Genomic DNA, 26,349 nt, shown 5'->3' with positions numbered 1-26,349 from the left:
TGCGCCATCTAGAAATGTGACATTCGATATTGTAATGTTCGTCACTACCGCCGAGTAAGGTGTGTTCCATATAACACACGAGGCGTGCTTCGGCGCAAGTTTCGCTCCCCCTCGCCGCTCCCCCCAGCGGCGGACCACTGGAGGTTCACATGCCCAAGGCTCCCGAAGAGGTGCCCGAGGCGCCGCAGGACGCGCCTGAGCAGCACGAAGGCGGTGGCGGAACGCGCTGGCGCAGGTTCGCACTCGTGGCGGTGCCCGGGTTCCTGGCGGCCGGAGTGCTCGGCGCCATGACCACGCAGGGTCTGCTCGCCGCGTCCTTCGCGGTCTCCGGGGACAGCTTCAAGATGTCCGCGGACTCGCTCTCCGGAACGGGATTCAGCCAGTACGGCGACGTCGCCAACTCGGTCGACGGCTCCGCCCGCGCGGTCGGCCTGTCCACCGTGAACAACGCCGAGCTGGAGAACCTGTGCATGTCCTCCCTGTGGGACCTCCCCATCGGTGAGGCCACCCTCGTCATCAACGCCGGGGCCAGCAGCCCTGTCGAGGGCACCAACCTCGTCATCGACATCGAGCAGCTTCAGGGCAACGCCGAGTTCGGCGCCATCGAGATCGGCCGTGACGCCAGCACCCTGGACAAGGCCGAGGGCGGCCAGGGCCCCGCCGGTGGTTTCGGTCTCCAGGCCGACACGATCACCGTCTCCGAAATGGAGATGACCACCTGGGCGGTGACCTCGGGCTCGCTGCGCCTGAGCGGGCTCAACCTGGCGATCAAGCCGGGCAACCACGAGTGCTTCTGAGCCCATGGCGCACGCACTGACACCGATCCGCTCGGGGTGGACGTGGTTCCGTGACTGGCGACGGAACCGGCCGTTCTGGGGCGGACTCCTCCTCGTCGCGGCCGGGATCGAGCTGCTGGTCGCACCCGCCGCGCAGAGCCTCATCCTGCCGATCGACCTGGTCATCTACGCGGGCATCGCGGGGGTCTACGGGCCCCTCATCGCGCTCCTGATGATCTCCCTCGGCGTGCTGAGCTGGCTCCAGCCCGCGCAGCACGTGTTCTTCGGCCTGGTCGGGCTCATGCTCGCGCTCGTGTCCTTCCCGACCTCCAACTTCGGCGGGTTCGTCATCGGCATGCTGCTCGGCATCGTCGGCGGATCCCTCGTGTTCGCGTGGTCACCTCGGGTACGGCGTCGGCCCCGTCGTGCTCGCGGTGCCCGGACGCCCGGTGGGGAGTCCGACGCGGGTGACGACGAGGAGCCCGGGCCCGTCCAGGGGGACGCCGAGCCGGAGGAGACCGGGAGCCCGTCCGAGACGTCCGGCCGGGAGGACGCCCCGACCGTGGCCGTCGAGCCGCCCGTGCCGCGCGACCCGCCCCGCCACCTGGCGGCCCTCGCCCTGCCGCTCGCCGCCGCGGTCGCCCTCGCCTCGGCGCCCGCTCCCACCCTGGGCTGGCCCTGGGACTGGCTGATCCCCGGCGACGACAGGGAACAGAACGAGGAACAGCCCTCCGAGGAGCCCTCGGACGAGCCCACCGAACGGCCCGGCGGCACCGACCCCGGAGACGACCCCACGGAGGACCCGGTCGACGAGGACCCGGAGGAAGAGGAGGAACCGGAGGAGGAAGAGGAAGAAGAGGAGACCGAGCCGGACGAGGGCGACGCCGAGGACTGCGACCCTCGTGTCGGCGAGGACGCCCTGGTCGAGGACGAGGAGGAACTCCTCGCGGCGGTCCTGGCCTGCCAGGCCGCCCAGGACGAGGGACAGTACCCGGAGGTCGTGGTCGACTCCGACTACGACTGCTTCCGGGGCTCGGTCCGCGAGTCCGGCCTCACCGCCGACAGCCTCGCCATGTACGGCGCCCGCTACCGGGGCGTCGTGGAGTGCCCCACCGAGGACGGCCCCCAGCGCTACATCCGCCTCACCATGAGCAGCGGCGACGTCCGGGGCGGCGAACTGTGGTTCGACGACCTCGGCACCCGGCGGAGCCTCGGACTGCCCACCATGAACATGACCGGTGACGTGGAGATGCACGTGACCCGCATGCACGTCCGGCTGCTCGGGATTCCGCTGACCTTCACACCGGACTTCCCGCCGCCGCTCCTGCTCCCGATCATGTACCTCACCGACGTGGACGTCGACAGCCCGATGGCGTACACGGACTCGATGACCATCCCCGACCTCAACGGCCGGTACGGCGGCTAGGCCGTGGGCGGGCACCCACTCGGGGTGCCCGCCCGGTCAGCCGCCTCGCAGTCGCCCGCGTCAGCGGGCCCGGATCACCGGCTCTCCGCGATCAGACGGCTGGGCTGTCCCACGTGCGACACGTACAGGGCGTCGCGGGCACGGGTGCAGGCCACGAACAGCAGCGTCCGCTCCTGCTGACGCGCGTGCTCCAGGGCCACCTGGTCCCCGTCGGCCGCCTCCAGCGCGGCCTTGGGCGGCAGCAGGTGGTCACTCACACCGACCAGCGCCACGCAGCGGAACTCCTGGCCCTTCATGCTGTGCATGGTGCCGACCCGGACCGCGTCGGGGTCCGTGGCGCCCTCCAGGGGGGTGGTCCGCACACCCCGGGCCTCCAGTTCCTTGGCCACGCCGCGCACCACCCAGTGGTTGCGCCCGGCCACCGCGATCTCGGCCGGATTCACCCCGGCCTCCAGCCACACCCGGACCCACTCGCCCAGAGCGTGGAACTCCTCGGCGCGGCTGTCGCAGCCACGTACCACCGGGGCAGGGCCGCGCAGCAGCGAACGGTAGCCGGCCAGGGTGTCGGCGTCGTCGTCCATCCCGAGGGCCGACCCGCGCCCCAGGATCGGCATGCTCCAGTCCAGGATCTCCTGGGTCACCCGGTAGCTGACCCGCAGCCGGTGGCCCCGGCCGCGCACGTTGATGCCCAGTGAGGCCAGCGACACCCGGTTGTCGGACACCCGCTGGTTCGGGTCGCCCACGACGAACAGGTCGTCGGGGCCCTCCGCGACGGCGGCGCGCAGCATCCGCCACTGCGCCGGGTGCAGGTCCTGGGCCTCGTCGACCACCACGTGCCGGAACGGCGGGCCGGTGCGGCCCAGCAGTCGCGCGGCCTCACCAGCCAGCTGCGGGTGGGACCACAGCCCCTCCACCCGCATCGCGCCCACGTAGCGCCGGACCGTCTCCCACACCTGTCGCCGGTGCTCGGGTGCCAGGTGCTGGACGCGGCCGCTGCGCTCGCAGCGGATGTAGTCGGGCAGCAGCTCCAAGCCCTTGGCCAGGATCACCTGTTCCCACTCGTCCACGAGGAAGCGGCCGGAGAAGGGCAGGCCGTCCGCGAGCGCGACCGCGCGCCAGCGCTGGGCCAGCTCGTCCCTGCTCACCATGCGCGGGGCGACGCTGGTGTGGGACTGCACGACCGACCGGGCGATGCCGTCGACGGTGGCCACCCGGACCCGGGAGCGGGTGTCCGGGTCGGGGAGCAGCTGGTCGAGGCGCTCGGACAGGGACTGGGCCAGGGCGCGGTTGTAGGAGGTCAGGAGGATGGACTCGCGGTGCCCGCCCGGGTCCTCGGCGGCGTCCAGCTCGGCCAGGTGGGCGGCGCGGTACAGGGCCAACACGGTCTTGCCGGTCCCGGGGCCACCGGTGACCTGCGCCGATCCCCTGAAGGACGTGCTGACGACCCGGTGCTGGTCCGGGTGCAGGGTGATCCGCCACTGGGAGAAGGGCGCGCTGAGCGCGCCGGAGAGCTCGGGCGGACCGACGGGGGTGGGGTCGACGCTCTCGGACCCGGCGTCGGTGAGGGTGGCGGAGGTGCGCGGGCGCAGGCTCCGTGCGTAGCGGAGCGCCTCGTCGCGCGGGCGCACGGTGAGCAGCCGGTAGTGCGTGTCGTCGGAGTCGGCGGCCGGTTCGGCCCCGGCGTCGGGGTCGGGGACGATGACGCCGGACCAGTCGGGGGCGATGCTGACGACCCGGACCCGGGGGTCGGCGGCGCCCTCGACGGACTCCGCTCCCGGGTGGTCACCGGCCTGGTAGGCCCGCATCACGGCCAGGGTGTCGAGCTGGACCTCCGGAGTGAGGCGGCTGAAGTCGCTGAGGAAAGTCGGGGCGATCGCAAGGGCTGACACGTGGTGTGTTCCTCCGGTCTTCGACCTGGTGCTGGCTCTGGTGGACGGTCGGATCGGATGTGTCGTGGGAGGGAGTCGGTGGGCTCCGCTCTCACCTGAGACATGCTCGCGGCGGAATTTGGGCAAACGCCGCCAAAGGGTGGATTCGGGGCGGCTTTCGGGAGTGGTGCCTCGTCCCTGTTGGTGCAGGTCAGGATGGTCCTTGCGTAAGGGAGTTCGACCGCGTTCCGGAACTTCCTCGGGGTCCTCCAGCCGGTCTCGTCCGACCTGCGGTTTCCTGGCGGGGGACGATAGCCACAAATGGGGTTCTGTAGTGGCCCGAAACCCGTGGTCCACGTGCGCGCTTCACTGTTCTCGCTGGGGAGTGCGGGGGAGGGGAGAGGGGGAAGGCCCGTGGGAAAGGGGTGACCGAAATCCGAGGTGGGTGCGGAGCGTGGGAGGAGCCTGAACATGAGAGGTCACCCGGGCCGGGCTCACACTCTGGCCAGTTTCGGACACGCTCTGTGCGGAGGGCCGTGCGGTGCGAGATCGTGTACGAACCCGGGGCGCATGACGCGTGGTTCAGGACTCTGCCGGGGTCCGTCCTACCCCGGCAGAGTCCTCAACCACCCGGAGGACACGGTCGTCGGCACGCGCACCGAGTGCGGCCGTCGACCGCTCCGGTGTGAGGGGACCCGACCACCCTAGAGAAGCGGTACCCCGTCCCCGCCCTCCCCAAAGCCCGGAGGCCGCCGAAAGCCCCGCTCCGTCGAGGGGTTCGCCCGACGTGGCGACGAACCCGGTCGCCGCCCGTGCTCCCTTCGCCGTGGCGTCGTGTTCCCCCTTCCGTGCCGATCCGTCTCCTCATCCGCCGTGGCTCCCGTGCCACGGAGGTCCGTCGCGGCCCCACCCTCCCCTCAGCACCACACGGCACCCCTCCCCGTCTTCGGACGGACCGGGCACGACCCCGGGCCGTCGGTCTCTGACACGTACTCTGCCGCGCGGGTGTGACAATCCGGCCCCGGCGCGTGACCACCGTGGTCGCGGACCCGAACGCCCGTCCCACGGGGCGGCGCGGAGCGGGGGTCATGCTCTAACGTTGGTCACGACAAACCGGGCGGAAGGAGCGGGACGAGCACGTGGCCCCCAACGACAAGAACCAACTGCGTATCTCGGACACCGAACGCGACCAGGTCGCGGAGATCCTGCGCGAGGCCGCGGGAGAGGGCCGACTGGACCTCGACGAGCTGGACGAACGCCTCGGCGCCGTCTACGCCGCCAAGACCTACGCCGACATCCAGCCCATCGTGGCCGACCTCCCCGCGGGTGCGGGGGGCTTCGGCGGCTCCGCACCCGCCGGAACGCGCCGCCCCGGCGGGCTCACACCCCAGGTCCCCAGCCCGGTCCCCTCCGGAGGGCAGACGCTGTACCTGACCGGCCAGGGCGACTCCGTCGTGCGCAAGAAGGAGTGGACCGTCCCGCAGCGCGTCGAGGTGAACGCGCGGTTCGGGGAGGTCAAACTCGACTTCCGCGAGGCCCGCCTGACCGCCCCGGTCACGGAGGTCTGGCTGGACGTCTCCTGGGGCTCGGGCGACCTGATCATCCCCGAGGGAGCCACCGCCGAGGTCAACCTCGAGACCTCCTGGTTCGGCAGTCAGCGTTCGGACGTGGACTCCATCGCCCGTCACGACGCCCCGCACTTCGTCATCACCGGCAAGAACCAGGGTGGCAGCCTCAAGGTGCGTCACAAGAGGTCAGGCGGCTGGTCCGACCTCTTCGGGTGATCCGGCGGCCCGAGGCCCGGTTCGCCCGCCCCCGCCGTGCGCCATGATGGTGTGGCCGCGCGGCAGGGGCCGCACGGGGAGTGGGAGGACTCGGGCTGTGGGTATCTGGATCGCGACGACCCTCGCGGGTGTGTGCGCCCTCGCGCTGGCCCCCTTCGCCTGGACCTACCTCGCCAGCGCGCGCCGTCGCGGCACCGTCGCGTCCGTGCCCCACCGGCCCGTCGCCGTGGTGCTCGGCGCCGCCGCCTGGCACGACGGCCCCTCCCCGCTGCTCGCCCGCCGCCTCGACCTCGCGGTCCAGCTGGTCGAGACCGGCAGGGTCGACCGCGTCATCGTCTCCGGGGACAACCGTGAGGTCTCCCGTCGGGAGACCGACACGATGACCGACTACCTGGTGGCTCGCGGCGTCCCCGCCGACCTGGTGACGGCGGACCCGTTCGGCTACCGCACCTGGGACACCTGCGTCCGTGTGCGCGGACTCTACGGAGTGGACGCCGCGACCATGGTCACGCAGTCCTTCCACCTGCCGCGCACCGTCTCCCTGGCACGCGCCGCGGGGATCGACGCGGTGGGCGTGGGCGACCCCAGCCTGGGGGCGCGCCGCCGTTCCACCCTCATCGGCTACGCGCGTGAGGTCGGCGCCGCGGCCAAGGCCCTCAAGGACGCAGTCCTGCGCCCCGAGCCCCTCCGAGGGGAACTCACCGACTCGGAGTCCTAGGGCGTGTTCCGTCGCCGGTGAGAAGCCCGACGCCCGGCGCCGATTCGCGCGCGGCCGCCGAGCCGGGATAATCGGCACATGAACGCGACCACGGGAAACGAACCACACGACAACGCGGCGGACACGGACTGGGCGGCCCTGGTCCCCGAGGGCGGTGAGCGCGTCCCCGAGCTGCTCGAACAGGTCGCGGCCAGCGACAGCGCCCTGTCCGACCTCCACGAGCTCATCCACTTCCCCGCCCCCGGCCACCGGGCCGCTCCCAGGGCCGTGGACCACCTGGTCGACGTCGCCATCGCCGAGGAGACCCTGCCCACCGACCGGTGGCGCCCCCTGAGCCTTCTCCTCGAACTGGTCAGCGCCCACGCCGAGGACCGCTTCCCCCAGCACCGCGACCTCGACCAGTGGCGCGACGAGGTGGCCTGGGCCGTCTCCACCGACGCGGAGAAGGTCCGCGAGCAGTACCGCGCCTGGATGGAGGAGGCCCCCGACGAACAGCACTTCCACCGAATGCGCAACCGCCTGGCCGTGATGGAGGCCGACGACGGCGCCGAGCTGCTCCAGGCCGAGCTGGACACCTACGAGGCGGTCCTGGCCCGCGTCCCCGACCTGGTCACCCTCCTCCAGGGCGGCGCCAACCGCGGCGGCCTCGACCGCGCCGGTGAATGGGTCAGCTACCTGCTCGGGTTCCTGCCCGCCGACGCCGAGCGGATCGCCTCCGAGATCACCGGAGCCTCCCAGGTGCTCCTCGCCAAGGACCTGCGCTCCGCCCCCAAGGCCCCCACCTCCATGCGCGAGATCATGACCCAGGGCCTGGACAGCGGCGAACCGCTGCCCGCCGAGCTGTTCGCCCTCGGCCAGGTCGCGGACCCCCGGGACGTCGACACCACCATCGGCCTCACCCACCAGATGGCAGGGGGAAACCTCTACAACTCCTTCGCCGCCTCGGTGGCGCTGGTGCTGATCCACGGGGAGAACACCCCGCGCGAGGGGCTGCGCCGGATCGGTCGCGGCGGCGGCACCACCGTGGGCTACGAGGGTCTGTTCAACGAGTCCTGGCCGCACTGCGGACAGCGTTCCCCGCAGGTCCTCGGCTTCCTGGCGCTGGGCCGCGCCGGTGACCGCGCCCGCCGCCTGCGTCTGGACATCCTGCCCGGGCTGATCAAGGGCGAGGACGACTCACGCGCCCTGGTCACCGGCGCCGGTCTGGAGATGGTCCTGGGCCCCCGGTCCAAGGGGCACACCGCCGAGGAGCACGCCCAGGCCGACTACGACGAGGAGACGCTGAAGGTCCTGTGGGCCATCGCCGAACTGCCTGCCTCCGCGTGGGAGGACGAGGAGTTCAGGGAGACCCTGCGGGCCTGGGCGCTGCCGGACGACGCCGAGGAGTACTGCGCCCTGGTCGGTGTGGAGCCCGAGCCGGAGACGGAGGAGCCGCAGGAGACCGCGCCGCAGCAGCCCCAGGAGGCGCCCGCCGGTCTGTTCGGCCGTCTCTTCGGAGGAGGCCGCTGACCCGACCCCGCCGCCGAACCCGCTCCCGGGCGCCGAGGCCCGGAGCGGGTTCGCGTCAGGGGGTGCGGGCGGCGGCGAGGGCGTCGTCCACGCCGGTCTCGTAGTCGCCCAGGAAGCGCGGATCGGGCCGGAACACCACGGTGCCCAGCGCCGCCACCGCCGCCGGGACCTCACGGACCCAGCCGTAGACCGTGGCGACGGCGCGCTGGTCCATGCTCGCCCCGCCCACCCCGACCGCGTCGATCCCCGCCGCCCGACACAGACGCACCGCGCGCGGCAGGTGGAACTCCTGGGTGACGACGGTGGCCTCCGCCACGCCGAACACCTCGTTGGCCCGCGCACAGGAGTCCCAGGTGGAGAATCCGGCGTGGTCTCCCACCACCCTCTCCTCCGGCACCCCGGCCGCCACCACGTAGTCGCGCATCGTGTCGGTCTCGTTGTAGTGCTCGGCCCCGTTGTCACCGGTGACCAGGACCGCCTGGACGCTTCCGGCCTCGTAGAGCTCCACCGCCAGGTCCAGCCTCTGGGCCAGCAGGTAGCTGGGCAGACCGTCGGGGCGGACCCCGGCCCCCAGGACGATGGCCACCGGCCGGTCGGGAACGGAGTCCACGGTGTGCCGCTGGCCGCCGGTGGAGGTCAGCACCCACACGAACGGCAGGCACCCCAGGAGCACCACGGCCACGGTCAGCAGGGCCAGACGCCGCCGTCTCCAGCATCGCCGGGGCGCGTCGTCGTCGGGGCCGTCGGTGGCGTCGGACCCGGGATCGGGTTCCTCACCGGGGAGCGGAGTCGCTGAGGTCGTCACACCAGGGGAGACGCACGGGGAACGACCGGAGTTCCGCGCCGGTCGGGCGTCCGACCCCGGGAAACCCACCTGTGTGACCCGGGTCCCACGGGCTAGGGTCGGCTCATGTCTGCACAGCCCCACGATCCCGCACCGTCCTCCCACGACGAACTCCCCCCGAGGCTGAGGGCCATCGCCGACCTCATGCCGGGCTCCCTGCGCGAGGGCGCGGGAATGCACGAGTACGACGGCAGGGCCGCCGACCTCTCCCCGGAGGGGGTGCGCGCCGCCCTGGCCGACCTGGGCGGCGATCCCCTGGACGACCCTCACGACGAGGCCCACCTGACCGCCTTCGAGAACGGGCTCCGCTACGAGCTGGGTGAGCTGGAGACGCATCGGACCAACCCGCTCCACCACGTGGGCGAGATGGACGTGTCCAGCTACGAACGCGCCTACGCCCCCGAGGCCGAGCGCGCCGCCGCACGGATCGAGCACCTGCGGCTCTGGCCGACCCTCGCGGACCACGCGGTCGCCGCGCTGGACCGGCTCAGCGCACCCGTCGCCCGGTCGCTTCTGGGCGCTGTACGCGGCCTCGGGGAAGGGCTCCCCGACGACCTCCCCGACGCCGTGCGCCGCGACGCCCTGGCCGCGCACGCGCGCCTGCTCGCCCACGTCGAGCACGCCGCCGAACACGGCCCGGAGAGCGCGGCGCTGGGTGCCGAGGCGCTGAGCCGCCTGATGGGCACCGGAGAGGCCATGGAGGTGGACCTCGACGCCCTGGCGGCACGGGCCGACGCCGAGCGCGACCGCCTGCGCGTCGGGCTCGCCTCGGCCACCGGGCGGCTGGCCCCCGGTCGCGACCCGATGGAGTTCAGCCGGGAACTCACCCGTCGGCACCCCGACTCCGAGGGCGTCCTCGACGCGGCACGCACGTGGACCCGGATCGCGCTCGACTTCACCGAGGAGCGCGGCCTCGCCCCCTTCAACGACGGGGAGTGCCGGGTGGACGTCCCGCCGCCCGCGCTGCGCTGGGCCACCGCGATGATGGCCTGGTCCGGCCCCTGGGAGGCGGACAACCCGTCCTTCTACTACGTCACCCCGCCCGACCCAGCGCTGTCGGACCGGGAGGCCGCCGAGTGGTTGGAGCAGTTCAGCCACACCACCCTCCCGGCGGTGAGCGTCCACGAGGTGGCCCCCGGCCACTTCTCCCACGGCCGCGCCCTGCGCCGGGCACCGAGCGCGGTGCGCCGGGCCCTGCACTCCATGACCTTCGCCGAGGGGTGGGCCCACTACGCCGAGGAGATGTGCCTGGAGGAGGGGTTCGGCGCCTACGCCGCCGAGCGCCTGGGCGATCCCGACTGGACCGCCGACCACTACGAGATCGGCGTGTGGCTGGAGGCGCTCATCCGGGTGACCCGGCTGTCCGTGGCCATCGGCGTGCACACCGGCACGATGACCGTGGAGCAGGCGGCGGCGCGCTTCGCCGAGGACACCCCGTTGCAGGGGCCGGCGGCGCTCTCCGAGGCCAGGCGCGCCACCTTCGACCCCACGTACGGTCGCTACACCTGGGGCAAGCTGGAGATCCTGGAGCTCCGCGAGCGCGCCAGGGAACAGTGGGGGAGTGCCTTCTCACTGCCGCGTTTCCACCGCGCGCTGCTCCACCTGGGATCGCCGCCCCTGGGCCTGATCGGCGCGGCCCTGGACGGCTGACCTGCCGGGGTCCCGGACCGGCGGGGCCCGTGGACACCGGCGCGGTGACCACGGGCCCTCACCCGTCGGGGTGCCCTAGGAACCGGGGGTCTCCTGACCGGGCAGGCCCAGGTCGGCCAGCGCGGTCCGCACGCGGCCACGGGCCTTCTCCAGGGACCTCGCGGCCGTGACGGCGTCCACCTCGGCCAGCAGCGACACCAGGGCCACCCGGGTGTCGCCCTCGGCCTCGGAGAGCGCCTCGGCGCAGACCTCCTTGGTGAGGCCCGTGGCCTCCACCAGGATGGTCACCACGCGCCCGCGCAGTTTGCCGTTGGTGGCGTCCACGCCCACCATCAGGTTCGAGTAGGTCCGCCCGATCCGCACCATCACGGCGGTCGAGAAGGCGTTCAGCAGCAGCTTCTGTGCCGTGCCCGCCTTCATCCGGGTGGAACCGGCGATGACCTCCGCCCCCGTGGACACACCCACGTGCACGTCGGCGCCGGAGGCCAGCGGGGCGTCGGGGTTCGCGCTGATCAGCACCGTGGCGGCCGACCTCTCACGGGCGGCCTCCAGGGCACCGCCCACGTACGGGGTGCGGCCGCTGGCGGCCAGACCGACCACCAGGGCCCCCGGACGCACGGCGGCGGCGTCGATCCGGCCGGACTCCCAGTCGTCCTCGATCCCCTCGACCGCGCGGACCAGGGCCTCACCGCCGCCCGCGTGGTGGGCCACCACCCACTCCGGGGGGACGCCGTAGGTCGGCGGCAGTTCGGCCGCGTCCAGAGCCGCGATCCGTCCGGAGGTGCCCGCCCCGAAGTAGTGGATGCCCGCGCCGCTCTCCAGCGCCGCCACACCCAGCTCCACCGCCCGTGCCAGCTCCGGAAGCACCGCGGCCACCGCCGCCGCGACCGTGGTGTCCTCGGCGTTGATCTGCCGCAGCACGTCCAGCGCGGGGAGGAGGTCGATGTCGTAGGTGCCCGAGTTGCGGGCCTCCGTGGGCGCCCGCACGATCACGGCCCCACCGTCGGCCGCTCGCCCGTCTGATCCGTTTCCGTCCTGCTCCGTGCCACCGTGCACTGCGATCTCCTGTTCGGTCCGCACCCTCGTCCTTCCGCTCGGCCGCGCCCGGCGGGCGGGTCAGTCGTCGTTTCCGGCGGGGGTGTTCCTCGCGGCGGACGCCTCGTTCCGCCGTCGTCTGCGGTCGTCGCTCAGACGGAGACCACGGACCGCCTCGTAGGTGGTCTCCAGAGCGGTCCTGCTGTCCGTGTAGCGGATCTGCGCCAACCCGACGAACAGGCAGTCGACCACGGTCAGCTGGGCCAACCGGGAGGCCGTGGCACCTGAGCGGAACATGGTCTCCCGCGCCGCCGTGGTCAGCACGTGGTCGGCGAAACCTATCGGGGACCGGGGGAAGTTGGTGATCGCCACCGTGCGCGCGCCGCGTCGGCCCGCCTCGGTCAGCGCCTGCACGGTGTCGATGGTGGTGCCGCTGTGCGAGATGCCGATGGCGACGTCGCTCTCGTCGAGGAGGGCGGCGCTGGTCAGCATCACGTGCGCGTCCGACCACGCGAACGAGGTCAGCCCGATCCGGTGCAGCTTCTGCTGGAGGTCGGCGCCGACGAAGGCGCTCGCCCCCACCCCGTAGACGTCGACGCGTCGCGCGTTCGACATGGCGTCGATGACCGCGCGCAGCACCTCCACGTCCATGGCGGCGCCGGTCTCCTCGACGGCGCGGGCGTCGGTGTAGGCGATCTTCTGCACGACGGTGACGAGGGTGTCGTCGGGGTTGATGTCGCTGGCCAGCTCGGTCGTGTCACCGCGCGCGCCCCGGGCCTGACCGGCCTCGGTGGCCAGCGCCAGGCGCAGTTCGCGGTAGCCGCTGAAGTCGATCGTGCGGCAGAACCGGATGACCGTGGCCTCGGAGGTCGCGCAGTCCTTGGCGAGCTGGGTGATCGAGGAGGCGGCGGCGCGTTCGGGGTCGTCGACGACCCGCTGGGCCACGCGTTGTTCCGCCGGGGCCAGCGAGGGGAGTAACGACCTGATCCGCAGGACCGTCGTGGGGACCGGCGGTGGAGGGACGTCGCCACGGCCGCCAGACGGCTTCGGGATTTGCGCCATGGAGGAAAGTTTCTTTCGGTCGTGGTGCAGAGTCAACGCACTGAAGGGAAAAACCGGGAGATTCAAGGATTTCAAGGGACGGCCCGTGCGGCAAGTGCCCCTGTTCTGATTGCGATATCCCAGCTCAGACGGCACCCTTGGAGCCGAGGCGGCACGTTCCCACCCAACACACCCGTGTCCGCCTCACAGGGGGGATGGAGCCTTGCCGCTGTACGACCCGCCAGAGGTTCGGGGCGCGGCGCCCGTCGACGCTGCCGTGACGGCCTCCCAGGGACTCCACGTCGGCCTCCTCGGCCGCTTCGGGGTCCAGGTCGACGGCGTCCCGCTGAGCCTGCGCGGCGACCGCCGCCGCGCGCTCCTGGCCACCCTGACGCTCAACGCGGGTCGGACGGTCTCCACCGACGAACTCATCGAACGCGTCTGGGACACACCGGGCCAGGCCGCCAGGGGCGCCCTCCAGGTCCACGTGGCCCGTGCGCGGGCCCTCCTCGAACGGTACCTGGGGGAGCCGCTCATCCAGGGCGCGGACGGCGGCTACCGGATCGACCTCGACGCTCACCGCTCCGACCTCCTGCTCTTCCGTTCCCTGGCCGAACGGGCCGAGCGCGCGGCGGCCCGGGGGGAGACCGACGACCACGCCGACCTGCTGTACCGGGCCCTGAGCCTGTGGCGAGGCCCCGTACTGGCCGACGTCACCGCTCCCGTACTGCACGCCCGGGACGTGGCGCGGCTGAACGAGGAGCTCCTCCGCGTGGCCGAGCGGGGGTTCGACGCGGCCCTGGCCCGGGGCGAGCACCAGCGCGTCGCCGCCCGTATCGGCCCCCTCGTCGCCGACCACCCCGAACACGAACCCCTCATCCGGGCCCAGATGATCGCCCTCTACCGTTCGGGCCGCCAGAGCGAGGCACTGCGCGTCTACGCCAGGACCCGGACGGTGCTCGCGGAGCGTCTGGGGGCCGATCCCGGACGCGAACTCCAGGAGACCTTCCACGGCGTCCTGCGCGGCGACCTCGACTCCCGGATCGGGGCCGGTCCGGCCAAGGCGACTCCACCCACGAGCACCCTCGTGCCGCGCCCGCGTACCCACAACGAGACCCGTCCCTGCGCCGCGCGCCGCGCGACGACCCGGCCGGGCAGGGGCCTCGTGCCCGCCGAGCTCCCGTCCGCGCCCCGCGCGCTGGTCGGTCGCGCCGAGGCCCTGGCCGAGCTCGACCGCCTCGTGGACCCCTGCTCTCCGGTGCCGGGCAGCGTCCTGGTCCGGGGGCCGGCCGGTGCGGGGAGCAGCGCCTTGGCCGTGCGATGGGCGCACTCGGTGGCCGCGCACTTCCCGGACGGTCAGCTGTACGTGAACCTGCGCGGCCCCGACGGCGGCCCGCGTCAGCCGGGGGAGGTGCTGCGGCGCCTGGTCCGCTCGCTCTCCGCCGGGGTCGTGGACGCCGGGGACCCGGACGGTCCGCCGACCGAACCCGACGAGGTAGCGGCCCGGGTCCGATCCCTGTTGGCGGGACGCCGGGTGCTGATCGTGCTGGACAACGCCGCCACGGCGCACCAGGTGCGGCCCCTGCTGCCGGGCGGCCAGGGAAGTTGCGCCGTGGTGGCCAGCCGCACCTGGCTGACCGACCTGTTGGTCAGGGACGGGCTGCGGGCCGTGCCGGTGGGCGCTCTGTCGGAGGAGCACGCGGTCACCCTGCTGCGCACACTGCTGGGCCCGGACCGCTGTCCGCCCGAGGCGCTGCGGCGCGTGGCCGAGCTGGCCGGCTGCCTGCCGCTGTCCCTGCGGATGGCGGTGGCCTGGCTGGACGCCCACCCGGAGCGGCCCGCCTCGGAGCTGGTGGGTCTGGTGGAGCGGGAGGACCCGGCGCACGGCGTCTCGCCCACGGCCAGGATGGCCGCGGTCCTGCGCGCCGGGCCCCTGGGGGCGGGCACGGTCGCAGGGAAGTACCGACCGGGTCCGGAACCCCGGGCCTGAGTCTCCGGGATCCGTCTTACGGTCGGCTTTCATCCAGGCGAAGTCCTCGTGTGCGGCGTGGCCGGGCCGGTGGGAGCCGGAGCCGTGAGGTGACCTGGGACTTCCGGAAAGTCCGGGTATTGGTCAGACCAACAGAGGGTTGTGAGATCGACCGAATCCTTCCCCAGGGGTGCTCAGCGGTCGGATGAGTCGCTAGTGTCAAGGCCATGACGCAGAACAACGATCCCAGCATGGACCCGGCGGGAACCACGCAGCACTTCCGCCGTTTCGTCGACGAGAACCCCGAGCCCGAGGAGGCTCCGCGCCGCCCGATCCTGCCGCTGGTGCTCGCCGGCGTCGGTGTCGCCCTGACCGTCGGCATCATCGTCGCCCTGTTCGTGGCCTTCTTCTAGTCGGAGCGGTACGAGCCGTGCCCGGCGGGTTCACCCCTTCCGGGCCAGGGCGGCGATGTGACGGGGCCGACGCGTGGTCGGATCCGAACCGGTTCGCGGCCACCCCGTGGTCCTGCTAGAGTTAACTCGTTGCCGCAGAGAGCCGGAAGGCGCGAAGCGGAGACCGGCGTCATTAGCTCAGTTGGTTAGAGCAGCTGACTCTTAATCAGCGGGTCCGGGGTTCGAGTCCCTGATGACGCACAGCGAAGGGCCCTGGTGGGTGGAGTTCGTCTCCGTCGGCCAGGGCCCTTTTCCGTGTGCCCGGGGCCTCCGGGTGGGGGTCTCCTTCGTGTTCTGGGGCACATCGGCCCGTTTCCGGCCTCGGGCGCTCCGGAGTTCGGGTAGAGTTAACTCGTTGCCGCAGAGAGCCGGAAGGCGCGAAGCGGAGACCGGCGTCATTAGCTCAGTTGGTCAGAGCAGCTGACTCTTAATCAGCGGGTCCGGGGTTCGAGTCCCTGATGACGCACAGCGAAGGGCCCTGGTGGGTGGAGTCCGTCTCCGTCCGCCGGGGCCCTTTTCCGTGTGCCCGGGGCCCGGTTCGCCCTGGTCAGGACTGACCCGCAGGAGCGAGCTCACGAATCGGTCGAAACCTTCTCGCTCCGGGGCGCGTCTGGATAGGTACGCCGATACCCCTCCCGAGTCGGTGAGCAACCAGATACCCCGTGGAGTCGTCATGTTGTCCGAAGCGCACCGCCCCCTGCTTGGTCGAATGGCCCTCGTGGCCGTGGCCACCGGTGCCGCCCTGTCCCTGTCCGGGTGCGGTCTGCCGCTGCTGCCGCCCGCCCTCACCGGGGGCAGCGACGAGCCCGTCGAGGAGTACGACCCGGAGGCGGCCGAGGAGACCGAGTACGCGGAGGAGACCGAGACCGATCTGGACGTGCCGGTCGGGGCTGAGGACCAGGACGTCAACGAGCTCGCCGTGGGCGACTGCCTGAACGAGATGTCGGCCGAGATCGACGACTCCGTCAGTACGGCGCCCGTCATCGACTGCTCCGAGCCCCACGACATGGAGGTCTACCACGGTGGCTTCCTGGACAGCGCTCTCGACTACCCGGGCCGCGAGGAGCTCATCGAGATGGTCGACGAGCAGTGCCTCGACACCTTCCAGACCTTCGTCGGCACCGCCTACGAGGATTCGGCCCTGGTCTTCCAGACCCTCTTCCCGATGGAGGAGGGCTGGGAGATGGGTGACCGCGAGTACCTCTGCCTGATCAGTCAGATGGACGGATCCCAGACCACCGGCACCCTCGCCCAGTCCCACCTGTAGGCGGCACTCGGACGCCCGGCCGCCCTGACCGCGTCGGCCCCGGAACGTGAACGAGGCCCGTGCCGCGCGAAGGCGCGGGCCTCGTCCGCCGGGCGGTACCGGAGGTCGCCCCGCGCGAGCGTTCCGCGACGGCCCCCGAATGTCACCACCCCGCGAGACGATCAGTGCGGGTCCGGGTCCTTTCCATCGCGGGAAATCCGGGAATCGTCGCCCCATCGACGGTTCCTTTCGTTTTTCACTGCCTTCCTCGTCCCGTCTCACCCGGTGGGAAAAAGAGACTCCGTGGCGTGCTCGTGGTCGTGACATGCCAGGTCAGGAGTGCTGTGTTGCCCGTGTTCGGTTACCTGGAGTATTCGAGTGCCACGCATTCGTGTTCGCCAGAAAACCAGATTGACATCGTGCGCCACCTGGTGAATTCTTTCATCCTCGCCACCACCGTGCCGACGAGAATCCACAAGCAAGAATCCCCGGAGTTCCCTCATGTCTTCTCTCTCCCCCGCCGTCCGTGGAGCCGCCCTCGCGGTCGTCTCCGCCGGTGCCGTCGTCAGCCTGTCCGCCTGTGGCGTGCTCAACTCCGTCATGGGAGGGGGCAACGTGATGGAGATCGGGGTCGGCGACTGCTTCACCGAGAGCGAGATGCAGACGGCCATGGGCAGCGGAGAGGTCGAGGACATCCCCCTCGTCGACTGCTCCGAGTCGCACGACGCCGAGGTCTTCCACGTCGAGGAGCTGCCGGACGGTGACTTCCCGGGCGACGGGTCCGTGCAGTCCTCCATGGACGACATCTGCACCGGTACCGCCTTCGCGGACTTCATCGGTGTCGACTACGCGGATTCGGAGATCTACGTCGGCGGTCTCAGCCCGACCTCCGACACCTGGGAACTGATCGACGACCGCGAGATCGTCTGCTACGTCATCTCCGACGAGGCCGTCACCGAGAGCCTCGCGGGCGCCAGCCGCTGACCCGTCACCGGCCCCTCCGTACGGAAAGGCCCGCGCCGTGCGAACGGCGCGGGCCTTCGTGCCGCGGTGGGTCGGGTCGGCGGGGCCTCCTACCCCAGGGCGATCGGCAGCAGCCACTCCTTCGGGCGCTCGACGTCGGTCAGGACGACCGGCGGGTCCTCGTCGAGGGCCGACACCTCCGGTTCGGCCGGGCGGGGGATGCCACCGCACTCGGTGTCCTCCGGAACCGCGCCGTCGAGCAGGTAGGCGTCCACGACATCGTTCACGCAGGGATAGCCCAGCTCGCCGGTGTACGGATCGGGCAGGAGATAGAACCCGTGGCCGCCCTCGTCCGTGACGGTGAGCAGGGGGCTCTCCAGTCGCTCGGCCATGGCCGGCCCGCCCGCGTAGTGCGTGTTGGCGTCGTGGTCCGCGGCGATCACCAGCGCCTCGGGGTAGCCGTCCCGCTCCAGCTCGACCGCCTTCTCGGTCGGCGCGTTCCGGGTGAAGGTGCACGCCTGCGGGGCGGTCCACAGGGCTCCCGTGCTGTACGGGTGCGCGTCCCGGTACTCACGCGACTGCTGGTGGTACAGGCCGAGCCGGTCGGGCCACTCGGCCTCGCAGACCACGGCGGAGAACAGGTCCATGTTCGTGTCGAAGACGGGGTCGAGCTCGGGCTGCTCCACCTCCTCGCCCGGGACCGGTTCACCCTCGACCAGCAGCTGGAGGAACCAGGCGTTGGCGTCCCAGTAGCCCTGGGCGCGTGAGGCGCCGAAGACCAGGCTGTCGAAGGCGGCCCCGTCGAGCAGCTCGACGTTGGGGACGTCGTCACGCGGTTCCTCGTCGAGCCGGGCCGAGGTCTCGTCGAAGAGGGCGACGATCTCCTCGGGGTCGGTCCCGAACCCGTACACGTCGTCGCGCTCCGCGAGCCAGGCGGTGTAGCGCTCCAGGTTGGCCGTTCCGGCCGGGGCCTGGCCCAGGAACACGTCCCGCCAGATCTCGTCCGGGTGCACGGACGAGTCCAGGACACTGCGGTCGAGCCGCTCCGGGAACAGGGAGCCGTACACCGGGCCCAGGTAGCTGCCGTAGGAGTAGCCGAGGTAGTTGACGGTGTCCTCGCCCGTCGCCGCGCGGAACACGTCCATGTCGCGCGCGGTGTTGGCTGAGGTCATGTGCGGGAACCGGTCGCCCTCGGCGGCGTCGCAGGCCCGGGAGTAGCGGATCTTCTCGCGCGTGTCCGCCGCGATCTGCGCGTCGCTGGCGCGGAAGCGGATCATCGGGAACTCGACACCGCAGTCGAGCGGTGAGGAGGCCCCGGTGCCGCGCGGGTCCATGCCGATGAGGTCGTAGGCACCGTGCGCGGGCGTTCCGGCCAGCACCAGCGGCATGAGGCGGGCAGCGCCGCCGGGGCCTCCGGGGTTGATCATGAGGATGCCGCGGCGCTCCTCGGGGTCGGTGGCGGCGGCGCGGCTGGCGGCGACGGTCAGCCTGGCACCGTCGGGGTCCGCGTAGTCGAGCGGGACCTCGAACTCGGTGCACTCCAGACCGGCGAGTTCGGCCTCGGGGCACTCGGCCCAGAGGATCTCCTGGTCGTGGAAGGCGGCCAGGGCGGAGTCCGGTGGAGAGCCGGGGGAGAGGGGAGCGGTGACGGGGTCGGCCGCGGCCGGGAGCGTCGCCGCCAGGGACAGGGCCAGTCCGGTGGCGGTGGCCACCGCGACGGCGCGGATGGTGTTGCGTGCTCGGGGCACGGGGGGTTCCCTCCGATGTCCTGCCGCCGGGTGGGGGAGCGGGCCCGTTCCGGCAGGCGTGAGTGGTGTCCCGTGACAGTACGAAGCGCCCATGGGGCGGCAAAACCATCAAAAGTAGCGTCTTCTGGCGTCTTCGGAAGAGTGGCCGGATGCGGCCATGGGTGAGTTGGCTATTTGTAGCCCTATGTCATCTTTTGTTCTTTTTGTGATGCCGATCCTGTCGCACAAAAGACGCCGTTTGGTCACGAGGGTGGCGTGAGCCACACCGGTGGCGTTACCGTGCTGTTCTATTAGGAAAGTTTCCTAATTAATACGTGCCTGCCCCCACCCCCCTTCCCCCCACCGCCGTGCCCCCTGCTCGAAGGAGCCTCGTGGCCACCGAAATCGCGGCCTCCCCACCACCTCCGGACACGGGTGACCCCGGGCCCGCCGCCCCCCGGACGACCCAACGCCTCCTGAACCGGATCTGGCGCAACTACGTCTTCGTGAAGCTACGCAAGGCCTTCGTCGTGGTCTTCGTGGTGGCCAACGTGACGTTCTTCCTCGGCCGCGCCATGCCGGGCGACCCCATCGACGTCATGGCGGGCCGCCTCACCCAGGGCGGCATGTCGATGAACGAGGCGCGGGCCATCGCGATCCACTCGCTGGCCTACGACCCGGACGCGCCCCTCTTCCGGCAGTGGTGGGAGTTCATCTCCGGGCTGTTCACGCTCGACCTCGGCGGCACCATCAACCGCCCCGGCTTCAGCGTCACCGACGCCATCGGCGCCTACCTCCCCTGGACGCTCTTCAGCATCGGGGTCGGCACCCTCGTGGCGATCGCCCTCGGCCTCGCCCTGGGCATGATCATGGCCTACCGCCGCAACCAGGTCCTCGACCACGTGCTCAGCGTCCTGGCCTCGGTCCTCGGCGCCATCCCGAACTACCTCATCGCGATGGTGCTGGTCGTCGGCGGCGGCATGTACCTGGGCTGGTTCAACCCCATCGAACTGCGCGGCACGCTCAGCCCCGGCGTCCAACCCGAGTTCACGCTCAGGTTCGTCGGTGACGCGTTCTTCCACGCCGCCCTGCCGATCGGCACCTACGTCCTGGCCATCATCGGCACCTGGATGCTCGTCATGAAGGCCTCCACCACCGAGGTGCTCGGCGAGGACTACGTGACCGTGGCCCGGGCCCGGGGACTGCGCGACGGCCGCATCGCCACCGCCTACGTCGGCCGCAACGCCGTCCTGCCGCTGGTCGCCCAGATCGCGATCTCCTTCGGCACCCTCGTCGGCGGCGCGATCTTCGTCGAACAGGTCCTCGTCTACAAGGGCGTGGGCGGTCTGCTCCTCGACGCGGTCAACTACCGCGACTACCCGCTCCTCCAGGGGCTGCTCATCATCATCACCTCGTGCGTGGTGATCGCCAACCTCGTCGCGGACCTGCTGTACAGCAGGCTCGACCCGCGCATCCGGAAGTAGGGGGACGCACGCATGGCCGTCACCACCGCACCAGCGTCCGCGGGCGTCTGGGGCACCATCTGGCAGGGCCTCACCCGGAGCACCAGCGGCTTCATCGGACTCTGCCTGGTCCTCAGCGTCCTGCTGTTCTCCTTCGTGGGCCCGCTCCTGATCGACCACCACAACCCCACGGACGTCAGCAGGATCTGGGGTCCGATGAGCTCCGAGCACTGGCTCGGCACCAACCACGAGGGCAAGGACACCCTCACGCAGCTGATCCTCGGCGGGCGCGAACCGATCCTGGTCGGCCTCATGGCCGCCGTCATCACCGTCGCCATCGCCGTCGCCCTCGGCGCGGTCGCCGGGTACGTCCGGGGCCGGGTCGACCACTTCCTGCTCCAGCTGACCGACATCACGATGACCATCCCGTTCATCGTGCTGATGCTGGTCATCGCCTCCTTCTACCGCACCTCCTCCCCGCTGGTCGTCTCCCTCATCATCGGTCTGGTCACCTGGCCCTACCTGATGAGGTCCATCCGCGCGCAGGTACTCACCCTGAAGGAGCGCGAGTTCATCGAGGCCGCGCGCCTCCAGGACCTCGGCACTGCCCGCATCCTCTGCGTCGAGGTGCTGCCCAACATGGCGGGCTACATCTTCATCAACTTCATCATCGCCATCACCAACGCGATCTACGCGGTCGTCGGCATGTACCTGCTCGGCCTGCTCCCCAGCACCGCCGAGAACTGGGGCCTGATGATCCAGCAGGCCTGGGACAACAACGCCTTCCTCCTCCCGCAGGCGGCGCCCTTCCTGGTCGCCCCGATGGTGATGATCATGCTCTTCCAGATCGGTCTGGTCACCATGACCCGATCCCTGGAACAGGCCCTCAACCCACGACTCCGGGACAGGTGAGCCCCGTGAACGACCTCCCCACCACCCCGGACGACCCCGGCCCCCTGCTGTCCGTCCGCGGCGTCGACGTCGGCTACCGGACCGGTCGCAGGACCCAGGTCACCGCCGTCCACGACGTCTCCTTCGACCTCCACCCCGGCCAGTCCATGGCCCTGGTCGGTGAGTCCGGCTGCGGCAAGACCACCCTCGGCCTCGGCCTGTTGCGGCTGCTCCCGCGCAGCGGCGTCGTCCCCAAGGGCGAGATCCTCTTCCGCCGCAAGGACGGCACCCGCGTGGACGTGCGCACCCTGGAGAAGGAGAAGCTGCGCCGCTTCCGCTGGAACGAGGCGGCCATGGTCTTCCAGGGCGCCATGAACGCCTTCAACCCGGTGCTGCGGATCGAGGAGCACTTCCTCGACACCTTCCGGGCCCACGAACGCGCCGGGCGGCGCCGCCCCCGCAAGGAGATCCTCGAACGCTCCGCCGAACTGCTGGAGATGGTGCGGCTCGACCCGGCCCGCGTCCTCAGCAGCTACCCGCACGAGCTCTCCGGCGGCATGCGCCAGCGCAGCCTCATCGCCCTGGCCCTCGCGCTCAGGCCCCAGCTGATCATCCTCGACGAGCCCACCACGGCGCTGGACATCCTCACCCAGCGGTCCATCGTGGAACGCCTCGCGGAGCTGCGCGAGGAACTGCGGTTCTCGATGGTCTTCATCACCCACGACCTCGGTCTGGCCGCCGAACTCGCGGACCGGGTGGGCACCATGTACGCCGGACGGCTCATCGAGACCGGGACCACCCGCGACATCTTCTACCGCTCCCGGCACCCCTACACCTCGGCCCTGATCAACGCCGTCCCGCCGGTGGTGGGCGACCTGCACGTTCCCGAGTCCCTGCCCGGCGGGCCGCCCAGCCTCAACGCCCTGCCCCCGGGCTGCTCCTTCGCGCCCCGCTGCGCCCACGCCCTGGACGTCTGCACCACCACGCGTCCCACGCTCGACGTCCTCCAGCACCGCGACGCGGGCCTGAGCCACACCGCGGCCTGCCTGCGCTCCACCGACGCCGAACTCCACGCCGAGGGGGTCTCCCGTGATTGACCGGACCGTCAACCCCGCCCACGCAGAACCGCGCCCCGACGACACCGCGCCGCGTGCCGCCAGCACCGTCGGCCACGCCGGAGCCCCCGCGTCCACCGGCCCGGCACCCGGCAGCGTGCTCGACGCCGCCAGCGCGGCCGAGGCCGTCGGGGCCGACGAGCGGCGCGCCCAGCCCCCCGTGCTGACCCTCAGGGGAGCCCAACAGGTCTTCCGGACGGCCCGGGGCGACGTCCCGGCCGTCGCGGGGGTCGACCTCGACGTCCGGCCCGGCCAGGTGCTCTGCCTGGTGGGGGAGTCCGGCTGCGGCAAGACCACCACGGCGCGCATGGCCGCCGCCCTGTCCAGCCCCACCGCCGGGGAGGTCCTGTTCCGGGGCAGGGACGTGGCCAAGATGGACCGCGGGGAGCGGGCGGCCTTCCGGCGCTCCGTCCAGTACATCCACCAGGACCCCTACGCCTCCCTGAACCCCGTGCGCACCGTCTTCTCCACGGTGTCCGCCGGATTGCGCCGCCACAAGCTGGTGAAGGACCGCCACGAGGCCCGCCGGGTCACCATCGAGCTGCTGGAGCGGGTCGAGCTCACCCCGGCCGAGGACTACCTGGACAAGTACCCCCACCAGATGTCCGGCGGCCAGCGCCAGCGCGTCGCCGTGGCCCGGGCCCTGGCGATGGAACCCGAGGTGATCATCGCGGACGAGTCCACGTCGATGCTGGACGTGTCGATCCGCGTCAGTCTCCTCAACACCCTCGGAAGGCTCCGCGACGACCTCGGCGTGAGCTTCCTGTTCATCACCCACGACCTCGCCGTGGCCAAGTACTTCGCCTGGCGGGGCGAGATCGCGGTCATGTACCTGGGCAAGGTCGTGGAGCACGGTCCCACCCCGCAGGTGGTGAACGACCCCCGGCACCCCTACACGCAGGCGCTCATCTCCGCGGTCTGCGAACCGGACCCGGACCTGGCGCGGACCAAGGAGCGGGTCCGACTGCGCAGCTCGGACATCCCCGACCTCACCGACCTGCCCCCGGGGTGCGACTTCCACCCGCGCTGCCCCCTCTACGCGGAGGGCAGCTGCGACACCGAACGGCCGCCGCTGGTCCGCAGCCACGACCGGTTGCTGGCCTGCCACGTCGTGACCCGGGGGTGAGCTGAGCTGCTGTTGCTCATCGGACGCTTCGGCCTGTTCGTCGGAGCGTTCCTCACCCTCGCCTGCACCCTCATGGTCGTCATCACATCCCCCGGCACAGCCGAGTTCGTCATCAGCGTCGTCACCGTCGGTGTCGGCCTGGCCGTTCTCTCCCTCGGTCTGCTCGCCGTCCTTCTGGAAAGGAAGCGTCAAGAATGACCTCCACCCCCTCGCGCAACGCGATCCTGAACGATCTGAGCAGAAGGCGGCTCCTCAAGGCCGTCGGTTTCAGCACGGTCGGGGTGGCCGGCGCGGGTCTGCTGTCCGCCTGTTCCGCCGACGGCGGCGGGAACTCCGACGCCACTCAGTTCACCGGGGTCTTCGACTACGACCTCGACTCCATGACGCGCAACGTCCACCGCGAGGACGGCGCGCTGCTGCTCAACTCGGTCTACAAGGACCTGTTCCTCTGTCCGGGCGGCGTCTACAACTGGGCCGACCACGAGTGGGACTACCTCCTGCTGGAGGGCCACGAGTGGGACGGCGACGACCTCGTCATGACCCTGCGCTCCGGGCTGAAGTGGAGCGACGGCACCGACCTGAACGCGGACGACATGATCCGCAGCTACGCCATGCGCGTCCTGGAGGCCCCGCCGTGGGGCTTCGGCTTCCCCCAGGTCCAGGACCTGGAGAAGCTGGACGACCTCAGCGTGCGCCTCGGGTTCGAGAACCCCTTCCCCAACATCGAGCGCAGCATCGTCAAGCACCGGATCGTCTCGAAGGTCACCTACGCGGACTTCGGTGAGCGGGCGGTCGAGATGGTCAACGACGGCGTCCGGCAGGGCGACGACGAGCACGCCGAGTGGAACTCCGGGTTCATCGAGTTCAACCCGGACGAGATCGTGTGCAGCGGCCCGTACATGTTCGACGAGGCGCAGATGTCGGACGCGCGCATCACGCTGGTGCGCAACGAGAACGGCTACCAGGGCACCGAGGTGAGGTTCGACGAGGTCGTCGTCCACAAGGGTGACAACCGGCAGTCGGCGCTGCTGGTCCAGCAGGGCGAGGTGGACTACTCCAGCCTGGCCCCCTCCGCCGCCGACCAGCAGGCCTTCCAGAGCGTCGAGGGCTTCCGCTGGGTCGAGCACGCGGGCTACGACGGCTGCGGCATCATGTTCAACCACAAGGCCAAGCCCGAGGTCCAGGACGTGCGCGTGCGCAAGGCGCTGGCCTACGTCCTCGACGGCGACCAGATCGGCCAGGTGGCCCGGGGCGAGGGCTACAGCCGCGTCACCCACTACGCGGGTCTGGCCGACATCCAGGCCGAGGAGATCCTCACGTCGGAGGAGCTGGCGGACTTCGAGACCTTCGACCAGGACCTGGACAAGGCCACGGAGCTGCTGGAGGACGCGGGCTGGACCAAGGAGGGCGGCAGGTGGCTCCTCCCGGACGGCGAGGAGGCCAGCTTCGAGGTCATCGGTGTCGCGGGCTGGGGTGACTTCGAGCTGACCGCCTCACAGGTCGAGGAGGCCTGGAACGCCTTCGGCATCAAGACCGAGGCGCGCAACGTCCCCGAGGACAACCCGTGGGGCATCTGGGGAGCCGGTGACTTCGAGGTGGCCGTGCGCCACTGGGGCAACCCGGAGCAGCCCGACTACTGGGGTGCCTTCCAGATGAACTTCCTGACCGAGAACGCCCGGACCGAGGACTCCCCGGGCCAGGGGTTCGAACTCCAGGTCGAGAGCCCCTCGCAGGGTGACGTGGACATCGAGGAGCTGGTGGACACCGCCCAGCGGGCCGAGACCGAGGAGGAGCAGAAGGAGGCCCTGAAGACACTCGCGATCGTCTTCAACGAGCTCCTGCCGCGCATCCCGATCTGGACCTACAAGTACCTCGCCCCGGCGGTCGAGGGCATCCGCGTGAAGGAGTTCCCGACGGACACCCCCACCTCGCAGAACGAGCAGTACCAGGACAACCACGTCATCCTGGCGCTGATCAAGGGCGAGCTGGAGCCGGTCGAGGGCTGAGCGACGGACGACCCCCGGTGGTGAGCCGGGGGTGACCGGGCCGGTCCCGGGCGGGGGCGGGTGCCTGTGGGCCCCGCCCCCGCCGGTGTGCCCGGACCGCACCGTGTGGTGGCCGACGCGGTGGCCGGAGCGAGCCCGTCCCTGGTGTGACCAAGACCGTACCGCTCGACGAGGCATTACGGCACATCAGTTCTGTCGGCGATCAACCCTTCTGGAAAGGTGTGTCGTCGCTGTTCACGGTAGGTGTGGCGGGGGTCGGGATCGATATCCGGACGTCCCTCCCGGGGTCGACACGGAGTATCCTCCCAAGGAGGTGACACCCGGCAAGAATCAGACATTTCATGACAAAAGCACGTCTTCTGCTCTGGTCCGAGTGGCGTATTTTCGAGTGTTCTCGCACGTCACCAGGGTCGGGCTCGGTGCCCCTTCGTCGGATCTTCGATTCTTCTGTCAAGCTGGGCGTCCTTTGTTAGTCTGACGAACCGAACGACGGTTCCCGGTGGAAGTACGGGAATTGTGCGGAGCGGGGACACTTGTCCCCCGGATCGGCGCCCTCCGCCGACCCCGGCCGCACACCACGATCCCTCTCCCGCGAGAACCGTCGAGGCGTCCCCCCGGCGTTCGGGACGTCTGGTCGTCTCACGGGCCGAAAGGACCGAGAAGCGATTTCCTCCCTGGTCAGGGCGGTGGTGCGGGGCCACCGCCATCCGCCCACCTGATGCGAGGAGACGAGATTGTGG

21 protein-coding genes and 2 tRNA genes are annotated in these 26,349 nt (G+C 71.1%); 18 read left to right on the top strand and 5 right to left on the bottom strand.

Going from position 1 to position 26,349, the window contains the following annotated elements; translation table 11 throughout:
• Nucleotides 1-149 precede the first annotated feature (149 nt).
• A complete protein-coding gene (locus ACFW3L_RS07530; protein ID WP_378737467.1) occupies nt 150-797 on the top strand; it encodes a DUF6230 family protein in 648 nt (215 codons plus the stop codon).
• Nucleotides 798-801: 4 nt separating this feature from the next.
• Nucleotides 802-2,202 carry a DUF6114 domain-containing protein gene (locus ACFW3L_RS07525; protein ID WP_378737465.1) on the top strand — a complete coding sequence of 467 codons (1,401 nt, stop codon included), beginning with the start codon at nt 802-804 and terminating at the stop codon, nt 2,200-2,202.
• 74 nt (nt 2,203-2,276) lie between these two features.
• On the opposite strand, the gene ACFW3L_RS07520 is transcribed toward ACFW3L_RS07525, so the two are convergent.
• Nucleotides 2,277-4,091, bottom strand: coding sequence for a UvrD-helicase domain-containing protein (locus ACFW3L_RS07520; protein WP_378737463.1), 1,815 nt, complete (start codon nt 4,089-4,091; stop codon nt 2,277-2,279).
• Nucleotides 4,092-5,209: 1,118 nt separating this feature from the next.
• Between ACFW3L_RS07520 and ACFW3L_RS07515 the strand changes: the two genes are divergently transcribed.
• The 3 genes from ACFW3L_RS07515 to ACFW3L_RS07505 all read left to right on the top strand — a co-directional run bounded on the left by ACFW3L_RS07515 (nt 5,210) and on the right by ACFW3L_RS07505 (nt 8,081).
• The gene (locus tag ACFW3L_RS07515) at nt 5,210-5,854 is read left to right on the top strand and encodes a DUF1707 domain-containing protein (RefSeq protein ID WP_378737461.1); all 645 of its coding nucleotides are present in this window, start codon (nt 5,210-5,212) and stop codon (nt 5,852-5,854) included.
• Between the two features lie 97 nt (nt 5,855-5,951).
• The gene (locus ACFW3L_RS07510) at nt 5,952-6,572 is read left to right on the top strand and encodes a vancomycin high temperature exclusion protein (protein ID WP_378737459.1); all 621 of its coding nucleotides are present in this window, start codon (nt 5,952-5,954) and stop codon (nt 6,570-6,572) included.
• 78 nt (nt 6,573-6,650) lie between these two features.
• Nucleotides 6,651-8,081 (top strand): hypothetical protein, encoded by a 1,431-nt coding sequence (locus tag ACFW3L_RS07505; RefSeq protein ID WP_378737457.1) that lies wholly within the window; start codon nt 6,651-6,653, stop codon nt 8,079-8,081.
• Nucleotides 8,082-8,136: 55 nt separating this feature from the next.
• Here ACFW3L_RS07505 and ACFW3L_RS07500 read toward each other — a convergent pair whose 3' ends face one another.
• Nucleotides 8,137-8,886, bottom strand: a complete 750-nt coding sequence (locus tag ACFW3L_RS07500) for a vancomycin high temperature exclusion protein (protein WP_378737455.1) — start codon at nt 8,884-8,886, stop codon at nt 8,137-8,139.
• Between the two features lie 105 nt (nt 8,887-8,991).
• Between ACFW3L_RS07500 and ACFW3L_RS07495 the strand changes: the two genes are divergently transcribed.
• Complete coding sequence (locus ACFW3L_RS07495; protein ID WP_378737453.1) at nt 8,992-10,575, top strand: DUF885 family protein; 1,584 nt, start codon at nt 8,992-8,994, stop codon at nt 10,573-10,575.
• A gap of 75 nt (nt 10,576-10,650) precedes the next feature.
• Here ACFW3L_RS07495 and ACFW3L_RS07490 read toward each other — a convergent pair whose 3' ends face one another.
• Together ACFW3L_RS07490 and ACFW3L_RS07485 are read right to left on the bottom strand one after the other, a co-directional pair.
• On the bottom strand, nt 10,651-11,655 hold the full coding sequence (locus tag ACFW3L_RS07490) for an N-acetylmuramic acid 6-phosphate etherase (RefSeq protein ID WP_378737451.1): 1,005 nt from the start codon (nt 11,653-11,655) through the stop codon (nt 10,651-10,653).
• Between the two features lie 36 nt (nt 11,656-11,691).
• Nucleotides 11,692-12,672 carry a MurR/RpiR family transcriptional regulator gene (locus tag ACFW3L_RS07485; RefSeq protein ID WP_378737449.1) on the bottom strand — a complete coding sequence of 327 codons (981 nt, stop codon included), beginning with the start codon at nt 12,670-12,672 and terminating at the stop codon, nt 11,692-11,694.
• 202 nt (nt 12,673-12,874) lie between these two features.
• Between ACFW3L_RS07485 and ACFW3L_RS07480 the strand changes: the two genes are divergently transcribed.
• The 6 genes from ACFW3L_RS07480 (at nt 12,875) to ACFW3L_RS07455 (ending at nt 17,302) form a co-directional block, all read left to right on the top strand.
• Complete coding sequence (locus ACFW3L_RS07480; protein ID WP_378737447.1) at nt 12,875-14,641, top strand: BTAD domain-containing putative transcriptional regulator; 1,767 nt, start codon at nt 12,875-12,877, stop codon at nt 14,639-14,641.
• Between the two features lie 206 nt (nt 14,642-14,847).
• Nucleotides 14,848-15,033: a hypothetical protein gene (locus ACFW3L_RS07475; protein ID WP_378737445.1), complete on the top strand. Its 186-nt coding sequence runs from the start codon at nt 14,848-14,850 to the stop codon at nt 15,031-15,033.
• Between the two features lie 166 nt (nt 15,034-15,199).
• Nucleotides 15,200-15,273: transfer RNA gene (locus ACFW3L_RS07470), tRNA-Lys, on the top strand.
• A 191-nt stretch (nt 15,274-15,464) separates the two neighbouring features.
• Nucleotides 15,465-15,538 (top strand) — tRNA-Lys (locus ACFW3L_RS07465).
• Nucleotides 15,539-15,745: 207 nt separating this feature from the next.
• Complete coding sequence (locus tag ACFW3L_RS07460) at nt 15,746-16,339, top strand: septum formation family protein (protein ID WP_378737443.1); 594 nt, start codon at nt 15,746-15,748, stop codon at nt 16,337-16,339.
• A 480-nt stretch (nt 16,340-16,819) separates the two neighbouring features.
• Nucleotides 16,820-17,302 carry a septum formation family protein gene (locus tag ACFW3L_RS07455; protein ID WP_378737441.1) on the top strand — a complete coding sequence of 161 codons (483 nt, stop codon included), beginning with the start codon at nt 16,820-16,822 and terminating at the stop codon, nt 17,300-17,302.
• A gap of 89 nt (nt 17,303-17,391) precedes the next feature.
• Here the strand turns inward: ACFW3L_RS07455 and ACFW3L_RS07450 are convergent, their stop codons facing one another.
• Nucleotides 17,392-19,029, bottom strand: coding sequence for an alpha/beta fold hydrolase (locus ACFW3L_RS07450; protein ID WP_378737439.1), 1,638 nt, complete (start codon nt 19,027-19,029; stop codon nt 17,392-17,394).
• Between the two features lie 371 nt (nt 19,030-19,400).
• Here ACFW3L_RS07450 and ACFW3L_RS07445 point away from each other — a divergent pair, with 371 nt between their 5' ends.
• The 6 genes from ACFW3L_RS07445 to ACFW3L_RS07420 are packed head-to-tail and all read left to right on the top strand — an operon-like array spanning nt 19,401 to nt 25,609.
• On the top strand, nt 19,401-20,492 hold the full coding sequence (locus tag ACFW3L_RS07445; RefSeq protein ID WP_378737437.1) for an ABC transporter permease: 1,092 nt from the start codon (nt 19,401-19,403) through the stop codon (nt 20,490-20,492).
• 12 nt (nt 20,493-20,504) lie between these two features.
• Complete coding sequence (locus ACFW3L_RS07440) at nt 20,505-21,383, top strand: ABC transporter permease (protein ID WP_378737435.1); 879 nt, start codon at nt 20,505-20,507, stop codon at nt 21,381-21,383.
• 5 nt (nt 21,384-21,388) lie between these two features.
• The gene (locus ACFW3L_RS07435) at nt 21,389-22,459 is read left to right on the top strand and encodes an ABC transporter ATP-binding protein (RefSeq protein WP_378737433.1); all 1,071 of its coding nucleotides are present in this window, start codon (nt 21,389-21,391) and stop codon (nt 22,457-22,459) included.
• Nucleotides 22,452-23,603, top strand: coding sequence for an ABC transporter ATP-binding protein (locus ACFW3L_RS07430; protein WP_378737431.1), 1,152 nt, complete (start codon nt 22,452-22,454; stop codon nt 23,601-23,603). The genes ACFW3L_RS07435 and ACFW3L_RS07430 overlap by 8 nt, the downstream gene beginning before the upstream one ends.
• 6 nt (nt 23,604-23,609) lie before the next feature.
• On the top strand, nt 23,610-23,801 hold the full coding sequence (locus ACFW3L_RS07425; RefSeq protein ID WP_378737636.1) for a hypothetical protein: 192 nt from the start codon (nt 23,610-23,612) through the stop codon (nt 23,799-23,801).
• Nucleotides 23,798-25,609, top strand: a complete 1,812-nt coding sequence (locus tag ACFW3L_RS07420) for an ABC transporter substrate-binding protein (RefSeq protein WP_378737429.1) — start codon at nt 23,798-23,800, stop codon at nt 25,607-25,609. Before ACFW3L_RS07425 ends, ACFW3L_RS07420 begins: the two co-directional genes overlap by 4 nt.
• The last annotated feature ends 740 nt before the right edge of the window (nt 25,610-26,349 follow it).

The sequence above is a fragment of the Nocardiopsis sp. NPDC058789 genome, assembly GCF_042745575.1.
Classification (GTDB): Bacteria; Actinomycetota; Actinomycetes; order Streptosporangiales; family Streptosporangiaceae; genus Nocardiopsis; species Nocardiopsis eucommiae.
This window is presented reverse-complemented; position numbering and strand designations above follow the sequence as displayed.